The 17,468-nt window shown below is 60.0% G+C and carries 12 protein-coding genes and 1 pseudogene; 5 read left to right on the top strand and 8 right to left on the bottom strand.

The genetic code is table 11. The features are described 5' to 3' along the window. Window positions 1-61: 61 nt before the first annotated feature. Window positions 62-742, bottom strand: coding sequence for a peroxiredoxin-like family protein (locus HX898_RS05480; protein ID WP_138329450.1), 681 nt, complete (start codon window positions 740-742; stop codon window positions 62-64). Window positions 743-814: 72 nt separating this feature from the next. Beyond that, window positions 815-4,057 (bottom strand): adenylate/guanylate cyclase domain-containing protein, encoded by a 3,243-nt coding sequence (locus tag HX898_RS05475; RefSeq protein ID WP_171599044.1) that lies wholly within the window; start codon window positions 4,055-4,057, stop codon window positions 815-817. 272 nt (window positions 4,058-4,329) lie between these two features. Between HX898_RS05475 and HX898_RS05470 the strand changes: the two genes are divergently transcribed. After that, the gene (locus tag HX898_RS05470) at window positions 4,330-4,581 is read left to right on the top strand and encodes a transcriptional regulator (protein ID WP_129420972.1); all 252 of its coding nucleotides are present in this window, start codon (window positions 4,330-4,332) and stop codon (window positions 4,579-4,581) included. 2 nt (window positions 4,582-4,583) lie between these two features. Further along, window positions 4,584-4,934, top strand: a complete 351-nt coding sequence (locus tag HX898_RS05465; protein ID WP_180194172.1) for a type II toxin-antitoxin system RelE/ParE family toxin — start codon at window positions 4,584-4,586, stop codon at window positions 4,932-4,934. 209 nt (window positions 4,935-5,143) lie between these two features. Here HX898_RS05465 and ilvB read toward each other — a convergent pair whose 3' ends face one another. Both ilvB and HX898_RS05455 read right to left on the bottom strand, forming a co-directional pair. Continuing rightward, on the bottom strand, window positions 5,144-6,850 hold the full coding sequence (ilvB, locus tag HX898_RS05460) for a biosynthetic-type acetolactate synthase large subunit (RefSeq protein ID WP_180194171.1): 1,707 nt from the start codon (window positions 6,848-6,850) through the stop codon (window positions 5,144-5,146). Between the two features lie 423 nt (window positions 6,851-7,273). Next, window positions 7,274-8,368, bottom strand: coding sequence for a LacI family DNA-binding transcriptional regulator (locus HX898_RS05455; protein ID WP_180194170.1), 1,095 nt, complete (start codon window positions 8,366-8,368; stop codon window positions 7,274-7,276). A gap of 350 nt (window positions 8,369-8,718) precedes the next feature. Between HX898_RS05455 and HX898_RS05450 the strand changes: the two genes are divergently transcribed. From HX898_RS05450 to HX898_RS05440, 3 genes are all read left to right on the top strand, one after another. Next, window positions 8,719-9,681: a sugar-binding protein gene (locus HX898_RS05450; protein WP_018242042.1), complete on the top strand. Its 963-nt coding sequence runs from the start codon at window positions 8,719-8,721 to the stop codon at window positions 9,679-9,681. A 79-nt stretch (window positions 9,682-9,760) separates the two neighbouring features. Next, a complete protein-coding gene (locus HX898_RS05445; protein WP_171598769.1) occupies window positions 9,761-11,302 on the top strand; it encodes a sugar ABC transporter ATP-binding protein in 1,542 nt (513 codons plus the stop codon). 44 nt (window positions 11,303-11,346) lie between these two features. Continuing rightward, window positions 11,347-12,372 (top strand): ABC transporter permease, encoded by a 1,026-nt coding sequence (locus HX898_RS05440; protein ID WP_138329444.1) that lies wholly within the window; start codon window positions 11,347-11,349, stop codon window positions 12,370-12,372. 89 nt (window positions 12,373-12,461) lie between these two features. On the opposite strand, the pseudogene HX898_RS05435 reads toward HX898_RS05440, so the two are convergent. The 4 genes and pseudogenes from HX898_RS05435 to HX898_RS05420 form a co-directional block, all read right to left on the bottom strand. Further along, window positions 12,462-12,908: pseudogene (locus HX898_RS05435) on the bottom strand (helix-turn-helix domain-containing protein); the annotation flags it as partial. A gap of 431 nt (window positions 12,909-13,339) precedes the next feature. Beyond that, on the bottom strand, window positions 13,340-15,490 hold the full coding sequence (locus HX898_RS05430) for a mechanosensitive ion channel domain-containing protein (RefSeq protein WP_180194169.1): 2,151 nt from the start codon (window positions 15,488-15,490) through the stop codon (window positions 13,340-13,342). Window positions 15,491-15,629: 139 nt separating this feature from the next. After that, window positions 15,630-16,940 (bottom strand): epoxide hydrolase family protein, encoded by a 1,311-nt coding sequence (locus HX898_RS05425; RefSeq protein WP_180194168.1) that lies wholly within the window; start codon window positions 16,938-16,940, stop codon window positions 15,630-15,632. A 68-nt stretch (window positions 16,941-17,008) separates the two neighbouring features. Further along, entirely contained in the window at window positions 17,009-17,452 is a 444-nt protein-coding gene (locus HX898_RS05420) for a VOC family protein (RefSeq protein ID WP_180194167.1), read from the bottom strand. Between the last annotated feature and the right edge of the window lie 16 nt (window positions 17,453-17,468).

The raw sequence follows: 17,468 nt of genomic DNA, 5'->3' as shown, positions 1-17,468 counted from the left end.
GGGACCGGGAATTGCTCGCCTTGTTCAATCGTCCGACCTTTCAAGCACGGCCTCATTCGCTTCAAACAGCCATGTTCGACGCAGCCGACATCACTTCCCGAGGGGCGGGACCGCCGAACATATGGCGACCATCCTCCTCGACTTCCGTGAAACACCAGCGCACGACGCCATCCCGATCGAGCAGGAATTCGCCGACGAGTTGGCCGTGGCCGGTGGCGATCATCTGCTTGTCATCCTCGGTGATTTCATAGCCGTCCGCCTTGTCGAGGAATTCCGACGCCGCCATCGGGTCCATAGGCGCTGGAAGCTCGCCCGGCATGTCGATGCGCATCGACATCACCGTGTTCATGCTGACTTTGCGCGGCCACTCATTCTCATCTTCGGTGAATTGAAGATTCGGCAGGCCGAAGGCCCTGTGCGATACCCGTTCCGGGTCTGACGCCGCCAGCAGATTGGGAAGCGGATGGTAGCGGAAATAGAGGCGAGCGCGCTCGATCGGCGTGTTGACGATGGTCAGGCTATCGATGCCTTTCTCCTGCAATGCGTCGGTGAGTTCGGCCATGGCGGCGATCTGCCGGCGACAGAAGGGGCAATGCAATCCGCGGAACAACCCGACGAACACCGGCTTCTGGCCGCGAAAATCGTCGATGGCAACCTTGCCCTGGCGGGTGATCGCATCCAGCACCACGTTCGGCGCGCGATCTCCCGGCTGCAATGGTCTTGCGGCGTGGTTCTCCTGCATGTTTCGTTCCTCCCTTTATGCTTTTGAATCGATTTGCCTAATCGATCTCCTGCGGTTGTTGAACGGGGACAGTCAGTCGAGAAACGGCAGGACGACGAGCGTGCCTGGATCGAGGTTGTGGCGGATGCACACATCCTGTGCCAGCGTGAAATACCGTTCTGCCTCGTCCATGTCGTCATGCTCGAGGCTGAGTGTCGCCAAGCCATCATAGCACGGAAACAGCAGTTGCGGCTCGTCAATTTCCTTCGCAACCTCAAGGGCTTCCTCGTAATACTTACGGGCTAGCTTCGGCTGCCCGTGGCATTGATGAATTTGGCCCAGCACGATCAGCGGCACGGAGAGATGGTCGCGCTGATCGAGCGCCCGGTCGATTTCGACGGCTTTTTCCGCGGCCGGTACACCCTCGGCGGCGCAGCGATCGGTAAAGGTGCAGCAGGCAACGGCGAGGTTGGCGAGAAGCCGCGCCTGGAAGCCGAGATCGCCGATACGGGTCGCAAGCTCCAGCCCGCGCCGGCAGATCTTGATGGCGTTGGCCGGGTCGACAATCGTGTAGAGAACGCCGAGATTGGAATAGGCGCGACAGGCGGCACTTTGCAGATCGGCTTTTTCAGCGACCGAGAGGCTGCGCTCCACTTCCTGCACGGCCTCGCGGCGACGCCCGAGCCGCGCAAAGGCCGCCCCCTTGGTGTTCAGCGCCTCCGCCATCGCTCGCGCTGTCTCCCGTCCGGTCTCGGTCGTCCCGTCGATCGGCAGCGTTTGCAGGCATTGCAATGCCTGCGTCGCCCACTCGGCGGCAGCGGCCTGATCCCCCATGCGGAAGGCCAGATGGCCGCGCTCCTGCAGGACATGTGCACGTTCGACCGGCGCATCGATTGTTGCGATTATCGCTTCGGCTTCGGCCAAATGTGTCTCCGCTTGATCGCGGCGTCCTGCATCAAGATGCAAACGGCCGACCTTGCGCAATATCCGCGCTGCGGCAATAGGGTTGTCTTTGGTCCGGTGAATCGCAAGCGCTCGTTGATAATGGTTTACGGCGGCGTCGCGGAGGCCGGCAGGGCCACAGAGATCGGCAAGACGCTCGAGAAGCGCGAGTTGCTCTGGTGTAACCTCCGCCTCGTTTGCGAAGGCCGCAAGGGCCTGACGGTAGAGGCGCATCGCATCGTCATTGGCGTAGGTTTTGCGCGCCAGATCGCCCGCCGCCATCAGATAGCTGGCCCCCTTGGCCTTTTCAGTGGTCAGGCTGAAGTGATGGCCGAGCTGCGCCAGATGCTCGGGCCGGTCGGGCGCTACGCCATATTGACGTTCCAGAACCCGGCCGATCCGTTGATGAAGCTCCATGCGCCGTTGCAGCAGGAGATTGTGGTAGATGACGTCGTGCATCAGCGTTTGGCTGAAGCGATAGCCAGGCGAGCTGCCGGCATCGGGCCCGCGCAATTCCTCGATGATATTGGCATCGCAGAGATGATCCAATGCAGCATCGATGGCGGCCGGGTCGGTGGCGATAGTGCGGAGCAGGGCGGTATCGAACTTCGGGCCGACCACCGCCGCCTCTTGCGCCAGCCGTCTGATGTCCTGTGGTAGACGATCGACGCGGGCAAGCAACAGGGCTTGCAGGTTCACCGGGATATCGACATCCGTGTCTTCTGCTGCGACATGCCAGCGTTGGCCGTCATTGTGCAACGTGCCCATGTCGATCAGTGCCCGAAGGATTTCTTCGATGAAAAGCGGATTGCCGCCAGCGCGGTCGAGGATGCGCTTGCGCATCGTTACCGGCAACTTGCCATGATCCACACCAAAAAACGCAGCAAGCAGCTTCTGCCCGTCGGCGGCAAAGAGTGGGGCAAGACGCTGCACGGTGACACTGACACGATTGGAGTCCAGTGGGTCGGTCTGCGATGTCGGCCGGTAGATCGCCAGCAGCATCAACCGGCTGCGCTCCAGCCGGTCCATCATGAAGCGAAGCACTTCCAGCGAGGCGGCGTCGGCCCAGTGCAGATCCTCGATGACAAGCAGCAGGGGACCTTGCGCCAGCCGCCGCTCGAAGACGGTGCGGATGCCATAGAAGATCTGCCGCCGCAACTGCTCTGGCTCGATGTGCCGCAACGCGCCATCGGGATCGCCGAGGCCCAGGACATGCAGAAAGAGCGGCAGAAGCCCCTCGACCTCCTCCTGCGCCAGATCGAGCGCGCGGAACCCCGTTGCCAGCAATTGCCGCGCCCTGTCGAGATCGTCCCGCTCGCCGATGCCGTAGGCGATGCGTACGACCGCGCCGAGCGTACCATAGGATTGTTCGCCGAGCGGAGAGCAGGTCGCTTTGCGGATGGCGAGGCCCTGGAAACGGGCGGCATTGCCGGCGGTTGCGACGAATTCGTTGACCAGCCGCGACTTGCCGATACCGGCTTCGCCGATCAGCCGGACAAGCTGCGCTGCGCCGCCGCAGGCAAGGTCGAGGCATGTCAGCAACCCCGACAACTCCGTATCCCGTCCGATCATCGGCGCCCGAAGGCCGAAACTTTCAAGCCCGCGCGCCGTATGCGGCGCTTCCGACAGCCCTGTCAGCCGATGGACAAGGACGTTTCCGCTTTTGCCGCGCAACGTCTGCGCGCCGAGACTGTCGAAGGCAAAGGCATGGCGGGTGAGGCGATAGGTCAGCGGCCCGACAAGGATATCGTTTTCGCCGGCCATGGATTGCAGGCGTTGGGCGGTGTTTACCGTGTCGCCGGTCACGGAATAGGATTTTGTACTGACCGCACCAAAGCCGCCGGTAACGACAGGGCCGCTATTGATGCCGATATGCAGACGCAGCGGCACGCCGGCGCGGGCGTGCCAGCGCTCGCCGACCTGCGTCGCCCGACCGATCATATCGAGTGCAGCACCAAGCGCCCGGACCGGATCGTCCTCATGGGCGACCGGCGCGCCGAACAGCGCCAGCAGTGCATCGCCGACGAACTTGTCGACGAAGCCGCCATAGGCTTCGACCGCCTGGGTCATCTCTTCGAACAATTCGTTCTGCAGCACCCGCATGACTTCAGGATCGATCTGCTCGCTCAGGGTCGTGAAGCCGCAGAGATCGGCAAAGAGCACGGTCACCGGCCGCCGGTCGGCATCGCCCTCCGATTGAGGTAGCGCCTCAATCTTCGGCTTCGTTGCGGGTTGGACTTTACCGGATATCGGCGCGCCACATTGGGGGCAGAAGGCAAAATCGGGCTGACAAGGATAGCCGCAGGCGGCGCACGATATCGGTTGCCTTGCGCCGCATCGCGGACAGAAAGCAAAACCGCTCTGAACATCGAACCCGCAGCCGCTGCACTCCATCGGACGCATCTCACGAAACCCCGATGTACGGCTATTTCAGCCGCAACCAGCAGGCCTCAGACAGGGGACAAGCATGAACCTGCTGCCCCAGGCCCGCAAGCACTAAACACAAGCGGCGGAACGACTATGATGATCCTGGTCAGAAGATCTTAAGACAGCCAGGTCGCAGAGTGAGGTTCGAGAAACCATGTCACGATCAAATTCTTTGTGATGAATATTGACAATATATGCTACGCTGCCCCACGTTAGAGGAAGAACGAAAGGGTAGGCCGATGGCATCGGGCAGCATTCATGTGAAGGTCAGCGGCGTGCTGCAAGATCACATTCAGCAGCAGATCGGTGACGACGGCCTCTATGAGAATGCGAGCGAGTACATTCGCGCACTGATCCGACGCGACTTGCAAACGCGCGACGAGGCATGGGATGCCCTGCAAAAGGAACTTGCACCCGCGATGCGTGCCGACGACAGCGAGTTTGTCGTCGTTTCCGCTGAAGACGTTATCCGCCGCAACAAGCGCCGCTGAGCATGGTAGCCTATCGGTTTTATCCACGCGCTGACGCCGCGCAGGACAAGATTTGGCGTGACACTTTCGAGGCGTGGGGAGAAAAACAGGCAGATGCGTACATTCTCGGGCTGCACGTTTATTTGCAGCGTTTATTCGAGGATCGCCTGATCTGGCGACGGCTTCCGCAACGGTTGGCAGTTCCCGCTGACATCAGGCGTCGGGCCTATTTCAGCCGCTATGAGCATCACTACCTGTTCTTTCGTGAACTTGAGAACGGTGATCTTGGCGTCATGAGCATTCTTCACGAACGGATGGATTTACCGGTGCGGCTTAAAGAGGACCTGGCCGCTCTTTCAAACAAAGAGTCGTGACATACTATCTTTGGTCGGAACGGCGCGTACCTGGAATTCCTCGGACCGCATTCGGCTTCTCTGCGGCCTGAAGAAAATCGATCTCATAGAGCGGCATAAATACATGACCGAGACGCCAGCCTCGATCATGAGGTCCTGGGCAAGCATAGACGATGACTGCGGGCTGCAGGATCGCACGGCTTGCTTTTGGGGTGTTCGATCACCGGCCGTTACTGCCGAAGGGTGTCGGCGAGCCTTGCAACTCGGCAGTGAAGGAGCACCGGCCGGTCCACGTTGATCATCTCCTCGATCCTGGCATCGAGTTCGCTCGGGCTCTCGCAGCGAAGGCCGACGGCGCCATAGGCTTCCGCGAGCTTGGTGAAATCGGGCAGCGAGGCCGAATAAGCGCGCGATCGACCATTGTCATCCGGTACCTGACCCCATTCTCGCGCCATGCCCGGATGCTCATCGCTCAAGATGAAGATCTTGATCGGCGCTTGATGCTGTATCGCCGTCGACAGCTCTTTCATCGTCGTCTGCACCGACGCGTCGCCGGCAATGTCGATGACAAGGCGGCCGGGATTTGCGAGCTGCGCCCCCAGCGCGGCAGGAAGACCGAAGCCCATAGTTCCCAATCGCCCTGAGATAATCCAGCGATTTGGCCTGTCAAAACCGAAGAACTGCGCCACCCACGTCTGCTGACCGATCTCCGTGGCGATGATGGGGTCGTGCGACTTTGTCAGCGCATGCAGGCGCTCCAGGGCATGTTGCGGCATGATTGCATGGTCCAGCCGCTCGTAGGAAAACGAATGATGGGCTCGCCAAAGGTCGATCTGTGTCCACCACGCCCGCAACCGCTTCTGGTCGGGGGCGGTGGAAAGTGACCGCCAGGCATGGACCATATCCGCCAGCACATGCGCGGCGTCGCCTTGAATGCCGATATCGACGGGAACGCGTTTGTTGATCGACGAGGCATCGATATCGATATGGATTTTCTTCGATTGAGGCGAAAACTCATGGACGCGCGAGATTGGGAGATCGTCAAACCGCGCGCCGATGGCGATCATCAGGTCGCAATCGCCAATTGCCGTATTGGCTTCATGCGAGCCGTCCTGTCCGGCGACTCGCAGCCAACTCGGTCCGGTGGCCGGATAGGCTCCAAGACCCATGAGCGTGGAGGTGACCGGGAAGCCGGTGAGGTCGGCGAGTTCGCGCAACAATCGCGACGCCTCCGGTCCCGAATTGATGACGCCGCCGCCTGTATAGATGATGGGTCGTCGGGCTTCGGCCATCAATGCGACAGTCGCCCGGATCGCATTCTGATCGCCTTGCACCGCGGGCTGGTAGCTCGGCAGCGGAGATACCTGGTCGGGTGAGACATAGGCCCCACTGGCGAAGAGCACGTCCTTCGGCATGTCGACGAGAACAGGGCCGGGTCGACCCGCCGCCGCAATCCGGAAAGCCAGATGAATCGTTTTGGCCAGATCGTCGATGTGGTTGACCAGGAAATTGTGCTTTGTGCAGGGGCGGGTGATGCCGACCGTATCGCATTCCTGAAAAGCGTCCGTGCCGATCAGATTTGTCGGCACCTGACCGGAGAGGCAGACGATCGGAACGGAGTCCATAAGGGCATTCTGCAGCGCCGTGACCGCATTTGTAACGCCCGGTCCCGATGTCACCAGCATGACGCCAACTCGTCCCGTCGAACGGGCATAGCCTTCGGCTGCGTGTCCGGCGCCTTGCTCGTGGCGCACCAGGAAATGTTTAATGTCCTCTTGTTGGAAGATTTCATCATAAATCGGCAGCACCGCGGCGCCGGGGTAACCGAAAATGTGTTCGACACCGTTGTCGCGCAGCGCCTGCAGAACGATCTCGCCGCCGTTCATGCGACGATCAGTGGGGTTGTTGAGGGAAGAGTTGGCTGTCTCGCCGGTCATATCTGGGTTCCGTCGTGAGTGAGGTGATAGCTGCGACGGGGCATAAAAAAAGGCCCCGTCAGGGACCTGTTTTCGGCGCATGGGTGGCTATTGCCGGACGATCAGACCGTCCTGCCCATGCGCGATATCACCACTACGAGAACCATTGCGATTTTCATGGCCGATAGAGCTAGCTCCAAATCTACACGTCGTCAACGACGTCTCTGCGTAGATTGTATCTGTGGTTGAGAATATTTGAGATTGGTTGGTTGGTTGGTCAGTGACGAGGCAAGGGCAGGGGGAAACCCGTTCGCAACCCTGTCGACAAGGCAAACTCCGGCCGTTCTATCGCCCGCTAAGCGATTTCGACCGCTTCTTCCAGTGTGCGTCGGTCAGGGGTTCCGAGCCAGCCGCCGGCGTTCGGTCCCGGCGCGAACCCAAGTCCTATGGCGAGGTATATGCGCCATCGAGGATCTGCCGCGCCTCGGCCCGCGGCGCGGCGACGGAATGACGCTTGACGAGCGAGCATTCGAGCTTCGCAATGGGATAGCGCTTGCCGGGCACACCTTCCGGGTTGAGATGTTCGATCGCCCATTGCCCCATGGCAAGATGCGGAAGAACCGAAGTCGTCAGCGGAGGGACGAGATGTCGTGAAATTTCTTCGTCGTCATAACCCACCACCGACATGTCCTGGGGAATACGAAGCCCTGCATCCTTGAGCGCTTCGTAGCACCCGATGGCAGTCCGGTCGTTCTGGCAGAAGATCGCGGTGGGCGGCTCTTTCAGAGCAAGCAGTTTCATCGTGGAGGCATAGCCGGCACCGGCCGACCAGTCGCCCTCAATGACCAATTCCGGATCGAAGGGTATATCGGCGGTCGCCAGCGCGCGGCGATATCCCGTCAGCCGGTCCTGCGCAGCCTGCATCCAGATTTCGCCGGTGATCGTCGCGATACGATGGTGTCCGTGCATGATCAGATGCCGGGTGGAGCTCTGCCCTCCCGCGATTTCGCTCGGCACCACGGCGGGAAAGGCATGGTCCGCCGTATAACAGTTCAGCAGGACCGTCGGGATGTTGAGCTTGTTGACATAGGATGGAAGCTCCACCTGGCGGGTATAGATCGTCATATATATGAGCGCTGATATGCCTCCGTTCGTCAACGCCTCGATTGCCTTCGGCTCCATGACGGGGTCACTAAGCGTTTGGGTTACCAGAAGGACATTGCCGGCGTTCCACGAGGCTTGCCGCGCGCCTTCGATCGCAACGATCGCTTCCGGGCTGGTGGCGAGTTGATCCACGGCGAAACCGATGACGTTGTCCAGTCCCGAATAAGAGGCCTTCGTCGTATAGGTCTTCTCCATGTAACCGAGCGCACGCGCCGCCTCCCATACGCGATCGCGCGTCTGCTGGGAGATACGGGTGCCGGGCGTGTCGTTGAGGACGAAGGAGACGGCCGCCTGCGAGCAGCCAGCCGCCGCGGCGATGTCCATCATCGTCACACGCACAGGCTTATTCCTCTTTTGGGTCTTGGGTTTTCGCATTCGTGGAAACTGTCTCTGCTTCAGATAATGGAGGTAGGGTGATTGATTGTCGTTTTCTGATAATAATATTAGCATCTATCTGAAAGCGTTGGCAATTGCATGAATTGCTGTAACACTATCAGTTATTGGCACCTTTCAGTACAAAATTGCAGCCCTAGCCACTGTGCGACGAAATGTTTCGATATGCATTGATAATACTATTTACTAATTAAATTTCTTGTATACCGTCAGGGAGCGATCGGAACCTATGCCACTCGTCGCTTTGCGACGGCCCTAGGAGGGGGCGCGCATCCGGCCGGCCGTAAATCGGAAACGGGCCCGTGCAACTGCGGCCCCTCGGGAGGTGTATTATGAAACAGCTGAAACGCAATGCAGCCTTGTTCTTCGCCGGGTTGATGCTGAGCGCGGCGCCGATTGCCGTATCGCATGCTGCCGACAAGCCGACACTTGCATTTGTCGTCAATGGCGCATCCGACTTCTGGAAAGCCGCAGAGGCGGGCGTGAAGAAGGCGCAGGGCGAGATGCCAGACTACCAGATGGAGCTGAAGTACCCTGAGCAGGCATCTGTCGCCGTTCAGCAACGGCTTATGGAAGACTTGGTCAGTGCCGGCGTCAAGGGGGTCATGGTTTCCGCAGTCGATCCCAAGACCCAGACGGACGGCTTGAATAAGATCGGCTCGCAGACCGCTCTCTTCACGACCGATAGTGACGCGCCGCAGACCAACCGCGTCGCCTATATCGGTTCATCGAATATCGACGCCGGCCTGCAGGCCGCCGAAATCGCCAAGAAAGCGATGCCGGACGGTGGCAAATGCATCGGCTTCGTTGGCCTGCTCGGTGCCGACAATGCCAAGGAGCGCATCCAAGGCATGAAGGACGGCCTGAAGGGCACGAAGATCGAGCTGACAGATGTACGCGGCGACGATATCGACCAGACGCGCGCAAAGAAGAATGTCGAGGACGCGCTGGTGGCCAGCCCCGACGTCACCTGTATGGTCGGCTTCTACTCCTACAATACGCCGCGCATCTATGAGGCGCTGCGCGACGCCGGCAAACTCGGCCAGATCACCGTCGTCGGTTTTGATGACGATCCGATCACGCTCGGCGGCGTCAAGGAAGGGACGATCGCAGCGACCGTCGTGCAGCAGCCGTTTGAATGGGCCTATCAGGGCATGAAGCTGATGGCGGCCTACCTCAAGGGCGACAAATCAGGCGTTCCCAGCAACGGCTTGATCATCATCCCGACGGTGATCATCGGCAAGGATGACGTTGACAAATATGCCGCCAGCCTGAAGGCCATGTCTGGAAAATAACCTTCCTTCCCGGCGGCGGCACTTGCCGCCGCCGGGAAAGACGTCTCATGCCGACAGCATCAGCAGCCATGGACAGGCGATGAACCACAGCTCCGACATCCCGTCACCGGACGCGCTTGCAACGCCGTTCCTGTCGCTTTCCGGCGTTGGCAAGACCTATCCAGGCGTCGTTGCGCTTGAGGGCCTGTCGATCGACATCATACCAGGAGAGGTCATCGGCCTCGTCGGCGAGAACGGCGCCGGAAAATCGACGCTGATGAAGATTCTTGGCGGCGTGATCGCCCCCGACCGGGGCACGATCCTGCTCGACGGCGCAGAGCTTCGTTTCCTCACTGTTGAATCGAGCATCGCATCCGGCATCGCCTTCGTGCACCAAGAACTCAATCTCTTTGAGAATCTCGACGTTGCCGCCAATATCTTCCTGGGCCGCGAACCGCTGAAGGCTGGACCTTTCAAGCTCGTCGATCGCGATCGACTGCGAGACATGGTGAAGCCGCTCTTGAAGCGGGTAGGGGCTCATTTTTCCGCCGACACACCCGTGGCATCTCTTTCCCTTGCCGAGCAGCAGATGGTGGAAATCGCCAAGGCGCTGTCCATCAACGCCAGGCTCGTCATCTTCGACGAACCCACGTCCAGCCTACCGCTCGCCGAAACCGAGCGGCTCCTGAGCATTATCAAATCGCTGAAAGCGGATGGCATCAGTGTAATTTTCATCTCGCATCGCCTCCACGAGGTTGAGCGCGTCGCAGACCGGGTCGTAGTCCTGCGTGACGGCACGCTTGTGGGCACGCTTGCCAAGAAAGACATCGGCCACGACCAGATGGTCAAGCTGATGATCGGCCGGGTGCTTGCGGCCCGGACCGCAAAACCGCAGCGCTCGCCCGGCTCGGTTGCGCTGAAGGCAAGCGGCGTGCGCACCGAGGCCTATCCCGGCCGTCCCGTTGATCTGGAAATCCGGTATGGAGAAATCATGGGGCTTGCAGGGCTCGTTGGGTCGGGCCGCACCGAGCTTGCAAAAGTACTCTTCGGCATCGACCGGAGTTACGGCGGAGCCATCCTGCAGGACGGGCGGCAAATTGCGGTCAGTTCTGCCCGGGACGCCGTCGCTCGTGGCATTTTCCTGGTCCCGGAGGATCGCAAGCGCAACGGCATTCTTCTTGATTTCCCGATCGCCCAGAATATAACCCTTGCCGATCTCCCCAAGCTCTCCAGCCACTTCATGCTTTCTGCCGAGCGGGAGAGGGCGGCGGCCGAAAAGCAGCGCGTTCGCCTCGGTATCAAGGCGCCCTCCGTTTCGACGCGAACCGGCACTCTGTCCGGCGGCAACCAGCAGAAGGTGGTGCTTGCCAAGTGGTTGTCGATGAGCCCGAAGGTGATGATCTTCGACGAGCCGACACGCGGCATCGATATCGGCGCGAAGAACGAGATCTACGGTCTGATGCGAGCGCTTGCCGATGCCGGAGTGGCGATCCTGATGATCTCCAGCGATATGGAAGAGGTGATCGGCGTTTCTGACCGCATCGCCGTCATGCACGAGGGCCAGATCGCCGGCATATTGGAAGAGGACGAAATCAGCCAGGAAAGCGTCCTTTTGCTTGCTGTCGGCAAAAGGGTAAAATAGCGGCTGCGGCCAATACAAAATAAGGTATCGGGGATGGATCTCGAATGATCAAAAAAGATCTCGGACTGCTGCTTTTGATCGTCGTCGTCGGCATCGTCGTCGCCATCATCAATCCGCGCTTCCTGCTGCCGATCAACCTGGCCAACACTGCCAACCTGATCGGCCTGTTCGGCATTCTGTCGATCGGCCAGGCCTTTGTCATCATCACAGGCGGTATCGAGCTTTCTGTGGGCTCGCTCGTCGCGCTTCTCGGTGTGCTGTTTGTCGACTTCATCGCGGTCCAGGATATGTCCTGGATGCTGGCGCTGCCGCTCATTCTCGCGCTCGGCGCGGTCATAGGCGCCGTCCACGGCTGGCTGATCACCCGGCTCAACCTGCAGCCCTTCGTCGTCACCCTCTGCGGCCTCCTGATTTATCGTGGGGCAGCGCGCTTCTATACGGCCGACGGAACTGCGGGTTTTGCCTTCGGCCAAAATTTCCCCGACCTCGAATTCCTGACCGCTGGGCGGTTTTACGGTGTTCCCAACACCTTCATCGCACTCGTCATCATTGCCGTGGTCATGTGGATCATGCTGCATCGCTCTGTCTTCGGACGTTATCTTTACGCGATCGGGAAGAACGAGGAGGCGGCCCGTTATTCCGGTATCCGTACCGGCCGCATGATCATGTCGGCCTATGTCATTTGCGGGCTGCTGACGGCGCTTTCGGCGATTTATTTCGCCATGTACACGCGCTCGATCTCGCCGGCGAGCCATGGCCAGTTCTACGAACTCTACGCGATTGCCGCAGCCGTGCTTGGCGGCTTTTCGCTCCGCGGCGGCGAGGGGTCGATCGTCGGCGTCGTGCTGGGCACGGTCCTGCTCCAGGAGTTGCAGAATCTCGTGAATCTCCTTGGTATTCCCTCGTCGCTGAATTTCGCCGTCATGGGTGGGGTGATCCTCATCGGCGTCCTGATCGACCAACAATGGCACGCAATCCGCGCAAAGCGCCGTCTTGTCGCCGCCGCCCGGCAGACCGAAACCCGTCTTTCGAACGAAGGCAGTTTGCCAGTGGTGGCCAATCGGGACTAGGTCAGTGGATGGGGCCATGCGTGTCGTGACCTTGGCCCGTTGAGATAGTCCGTTTTGCAAGATCAGATCGGGGCGGGTGAGGGCGCCGCCCCATCGAACTGCACGAGTTCACCAAAACAGTCGCGCCGGCCGCGCGGTTGGAAAACCCGCTTCTTACGCTCGCGACGTGAGATCCAGATGCCGGCCTCGGTCATCCATTGCCGCAGCGTCTCTTTGGCCACCGAGATCCGGTGCAGCTCGATCAGCTTCTCGCGCGCCAATGTCGGCCCGAAATCCAGATAGCGCTCGCGGATTAGATCCAGCGCCGCGTTGCGGAAATCCTCGCTGTGGCGCCGATTGCTCGGCCGCGATCGCTTCTTCGAAACCAGCCCGGCTGCACCGGACTCATCATAGGCCTGCAGCAGCCTGTGGACCTGACTTCGGCTGAGCCCAAGCAGTTCGGCGGCCTGGACGACGCTCAGGCGCTGATCACGGATCTTCTGAATAACTTCGAGGCGATGCAATTCTTTCTGCGACATGGTGATCATAAAGGACATGACGACTCCGATCGCTCATGGTCTCGACCAGGCTGAAGGTCGTCATCCTTGCTCCCAACGTTGGCATTGACCAGCGCGTCGAGAGGCGAGATTGTCGCATCTCTAACTGGCCCAACTGTCGCATTACTAAATAGCCCCACATACATTAATCGCATAAGATAGATTATGGAACATAGTGATGCTGTTTGATTACAATGGCATACCTTCCTCCTCCATCTCAGAGGCCCACTCTTTTGAAATCGGCCTGCTCGAATTTGCATCTTGACGATCCAGCACATCGACGAGTTGACCTGCAGACGTGCCCTCATAGAACAGCTGATCCCAGCCAACAAACTCTTCCGAAACCCGTGTCTCGGACGACGCGTGCTTGGCGATAACGTCCGGGTCAGAGTGTTGAGCATTGACGGGATTCGACGGGAAGCTCGCCGTTGCTATTCCTCAAGTGTCGGGATGACTTTCGATGGTCTTTGCAGCTCCGAGGCGGCAGCGGTTGCCGCTGCATCGGCGGGACCGCCGGAAACATGAACGGTCGGCGTTGCAAACTGGATGCCTTTTTCCGCGAATGTCTTTTTGAGCATGGCGAGCGCCTTTCGGCGAACGCCGAACTGTTCGCCGGGTTTCGTCATGAACTTCAGCCGTATCTGCACACCATAATCCGCCATCTGCTCGATCCCTTGCATTTTCAAGGGCTCGATGATGTTAGGCCCGAGTTCGGCATCCTCCAGAAGCTCAACGCCGATGCGCTTGATGGTCTTGCGGACCTCCTCGAGGTCGTTGTCATAATTCAGGGTTAGCGTAATGATGTCGATGACCCAGTCACGGCTGAGGTTTTGCACCGCGCCGAGTTCGCCGAAGGGAACGATCGTGACCGGGCCGCGGTGATGGCGCAAGCGGATCGATCGCAGCGAGAAACCTTCGACCGTGCCTTTATATTTTGCCGCCTGGATGTATTCGCCGATGCGAAAGGCATCGTCGAACAGATAGAAGACGCCGGAGATGATGTCCTTGACGAGTGTTTGGGCACCGAAGCCGACGGCTATGCCGACGACCCCGGCGCCCGCCAGCAGCGGTCCGATCTGAATGCCAACGGCATCCAGAATCATCAGGAAGCCGACGGCTCCGATCGCCAGGAACAGCACATTGCGAAGAATGGGAAGAAGGGTATTCAACCGCTGACGCCGGCGCGCGTCGGGTCCGTCCTGATGCCCTGCCTGCACGCTTCGCGACGCCACCGCCATCTGGCTGTCGATCAGAGTGCTTGCGAGCTTCCAGATAACGTCGGTCACCAGCAGCACGATAACAATGCGGATTCCTGCGCGGATCAGACGCGTGGTCACCGTTTCGGCTGCGGCGAGGTCACTGAGATTGACATTCCAGGCGCGGGCAATGAGCAGCGCAGCGACCACAATGAGGCCGTTCCGCAGCGTTTGCATGATGACAACGGACCATCCGACGATGGCCGGATCTTCGACCGCCTGCCCCTCCCCGGATTGAATAATGCGACGAATGATATCACGAGCCACCGAAACGGTAAGAGGCAGAAGCGTAATGATGATCACCGTCCAGAATGCCCCGTGGAGACCGGACACCCATAACAGCCACGATAGCAGGATGCTCGCGCTGAAGCCGACACAGACCAGCCGGCCCACCAGCGGCCCGTCAGAACGAAAGTGCCGCAGCCAAATCATGACGATCAAAGCGATTGAAACGACACCGAGCCATGCTGCGGTAAAGAGATCGGCCAAGATCGGTGAAGCCCGGATCGTCCCTATCACTTCAATGGTGGCCCAGCCAGCCGCCAGCACCGCGACGATTCCGAGGAGCCAGTAGTACCAGAACCAGGCAAGCGAGGTGACAAGCGTCAGAAGCCGCATATGCGGCAGACGGGCGCCTGGCGCGATGACAATACGGCCCACAAGCACACCAAGGCGCACCATGAGCGCAGCCGATAGCAGGATGAGCGCGATATCGCGAAACACGGCAGGCCATGGAAAGAGGATAAACGCGCCGAGGCTTCCGATCAGGTAACCGACCAACGCGAGAAGACCCATGGAAAGCCGGGCGGCGTGGAGCCTGAGCCGCTGCCGGACGGTGTCGGCAGGCGCGTTCAGCACGAAATGGAGCAACCCTCGCCCTGACCACCAGGCAAGGCGCTGCGCAACGAACCCGCCTGCGACGAAGAGTATGACCGCTAAGATCAGGCCGACCGGTTCGATACGATCATCCGTTTGGAAGACCCGGATCGCCGACTGGATCTGCCCGGGAAGGGTCGGAACGGCATCGACGAGTGTCAGCAACCTCTGGCGCAAATCCTGTAGTGACGTGGCAATCGATGTCGGTGCCGCCTCTTGCGAGACTGCTACGGGCTGCGCCGGTTCCTGATTGCCCGGAACGATTCGATTAACCAGCGCTCGTCCGGAATCATCATTCGGCAATTCGATAATAACCCGGATCGGCGCCGAGGAATTGGTCGGCTCAGCCGCCGAGGCGGGGTTTGCGCTCACCAGCAGAAGCGTTGAAAGTACCAGCGTCAGGAATGCGCACACTCTGCGGAGGGGATGACGGTCGTAGATGATGCGCATGTGGCCGTGGTCCCCGCGATGGTGTCGTCGCTTTTGCTGGGTTGGTCGAAACTTCGGACTTTGTGAAGCGTTGCACGACCAACGTCAATCGACGAACCGGTCTGGCGGACGCAGACTGCGAACCAAAGGCCAGGCGGCTTTAGGACCGCAAGCTTCTGAAGGCCTCCCGGATCTCCTGACTGAAGAGTTCTGGCTCCTCCCAGGCAGCGAAGTGACCGCCCTGGGAGGCGCGGTTGTAGTAGATGAGCGTCGGATAGGCCTTCGACAGCCAGTGCTTTGGCGGCTTGTAGACCTCTCCGGGAAACACCGTGACGGCGACGGGTACTTTGACGGGCGTGAGTTTTGCGCCCGACATGGCGTTTTCCCAATAGATGCGACCGCTGGAGGGGCCGGTGTTCGTCAGCCAATACAGCGTGATGTTGTCGAGAATGGCATCCTTGCCAAGCGCCTGTTCGGGATCGCCGCGTGTATACACCCAGTCGGCTATCTTGTCGTAGAGCCAGGCGGCCAGGCCGACCGGAGAATCCGCAATGCCGTAACCGACCGTCTCCGGCCGCGTGCTCATGATCGCTGCGTAGCCGAAGCCGTTGTTGAGGAAGTTCCGGGCTTCGTCGAAGACGACTTTCTCATCCGCAGACAAGCTGTCGGGAGCCGGCCCTCCATCTTTGAGAGCCTGGGCTGCATCCGATGGAAACGTTGTGGCCCGCTCGATCCTGTTGACATGGATTGCGAGCAGCCCATCGGGCGCCTGGCGGCCCAGGGCGTCGCTGATGATCGCGCCCCAGTCGCCGCCTTGCGAGACATAGCGGTCATAGTTCAGACGCTTCATCAGCACGTCCCAGGCGGCCGCTATCCGCTGGGGGTTCCAACCCGTCGCTGGAGGTTTCCCGGAAAAGCCGAATCCTGGAATCGACGGGATCACCAGATGGAAGGCATCATCAGCCGTGCCGCCATGCGCCGTCGGATCGGTCAGCGGGCCGATGACATCAAGCAGCTCGAAGACCGAACCTGGCCAGCCGTGGGTCATGATCAGCGGCAGCGCATTTTCATGACGGGAACGAACATGGATGAAATGGATGTCCAGTCCATCGATGGTGGTGAGAAACTGCGGAAATGCATTCAGCCTGCTCTCCGCCTTCCGCCAGTCGTATGACGACTGCCAGTAGCGCACCAGTTCCTTCAGCCTGTCGGGCTGCACACCCTGCGAACGATCCACGACGGTTTCGCCGTCGGGCCACCGCGTCTCGGCAAGACGCCGCCTGAGATCTGCGAGCTCCGCCTCGGAGACCTCAACCTTGAAAGGTCGAACCTCCGCGGACGCGACGCCGACGACATCAGCGGCGTCGGAAGCGCGCGGAAGGAGAACGGCGATTATGCCGGCCGCGGCAAAGCCTGACAGCAGCGAGCGGCGCGATACGTCGCGGTGTTTCAAAACGTTCAGCATTGCCATGATGCCGTGTCCTTTCGTGATATCGAGGAGAGGAAAAGATGCCCTGCCCCGCTTCAATGCCGAAAACGTCAGGCCTCGTCCGCGCCGGAACGAAAGATCAGAAACTTGTTGCCTTCGGGATCGCGAAAATAGGCGCAGTAAGGACCCGTACCGTTCTCGCCACGCGGACCGGGAGCCCCTTCGTCCGAGCCACCCGCCGCCAATGCCGTTGCATGGGCTTCGTCGACCTTTGAACGGGACGAAGCTTCGAAAGCAATCATTCCACCGTTGCCGACGGTGGCAGGGCGGCCATCGAACGGCTTGATGATGCCGAATTCGAGCGTGCGATGACCGTAGTAGATGGCTCGGTTGGGCTGGACGAGGACTCGTCCGATCCCGAACACGGCCAGAAGCTTGTCGTAGAATACCGAGGCGACATCCAGATCGTTCGTGCCGACAGTGGCGTGGCCCGGGAGGCCGCGGACCTTGTCGGGGGCGGCCGCAACCTGTCTGCTTTGGGCAATGTCAGTCATATCAGTTCTTCCTTAT

Origin of the sequence: Rhizobium sp. WYCCWR 11128 (assembly GCF_013416305.1) — a bacterium.
Taxonomy (GTDB): domain Bacteria; phylum Pseudomonadota; class Alphaproteobacteria; order Rhizobiales; family Rhizobiaceae; genus Rhizobium; species Rhizobium indicum.
This window is presented reverse-complemented; position numbering and strand designations above follow the sequence as displayed.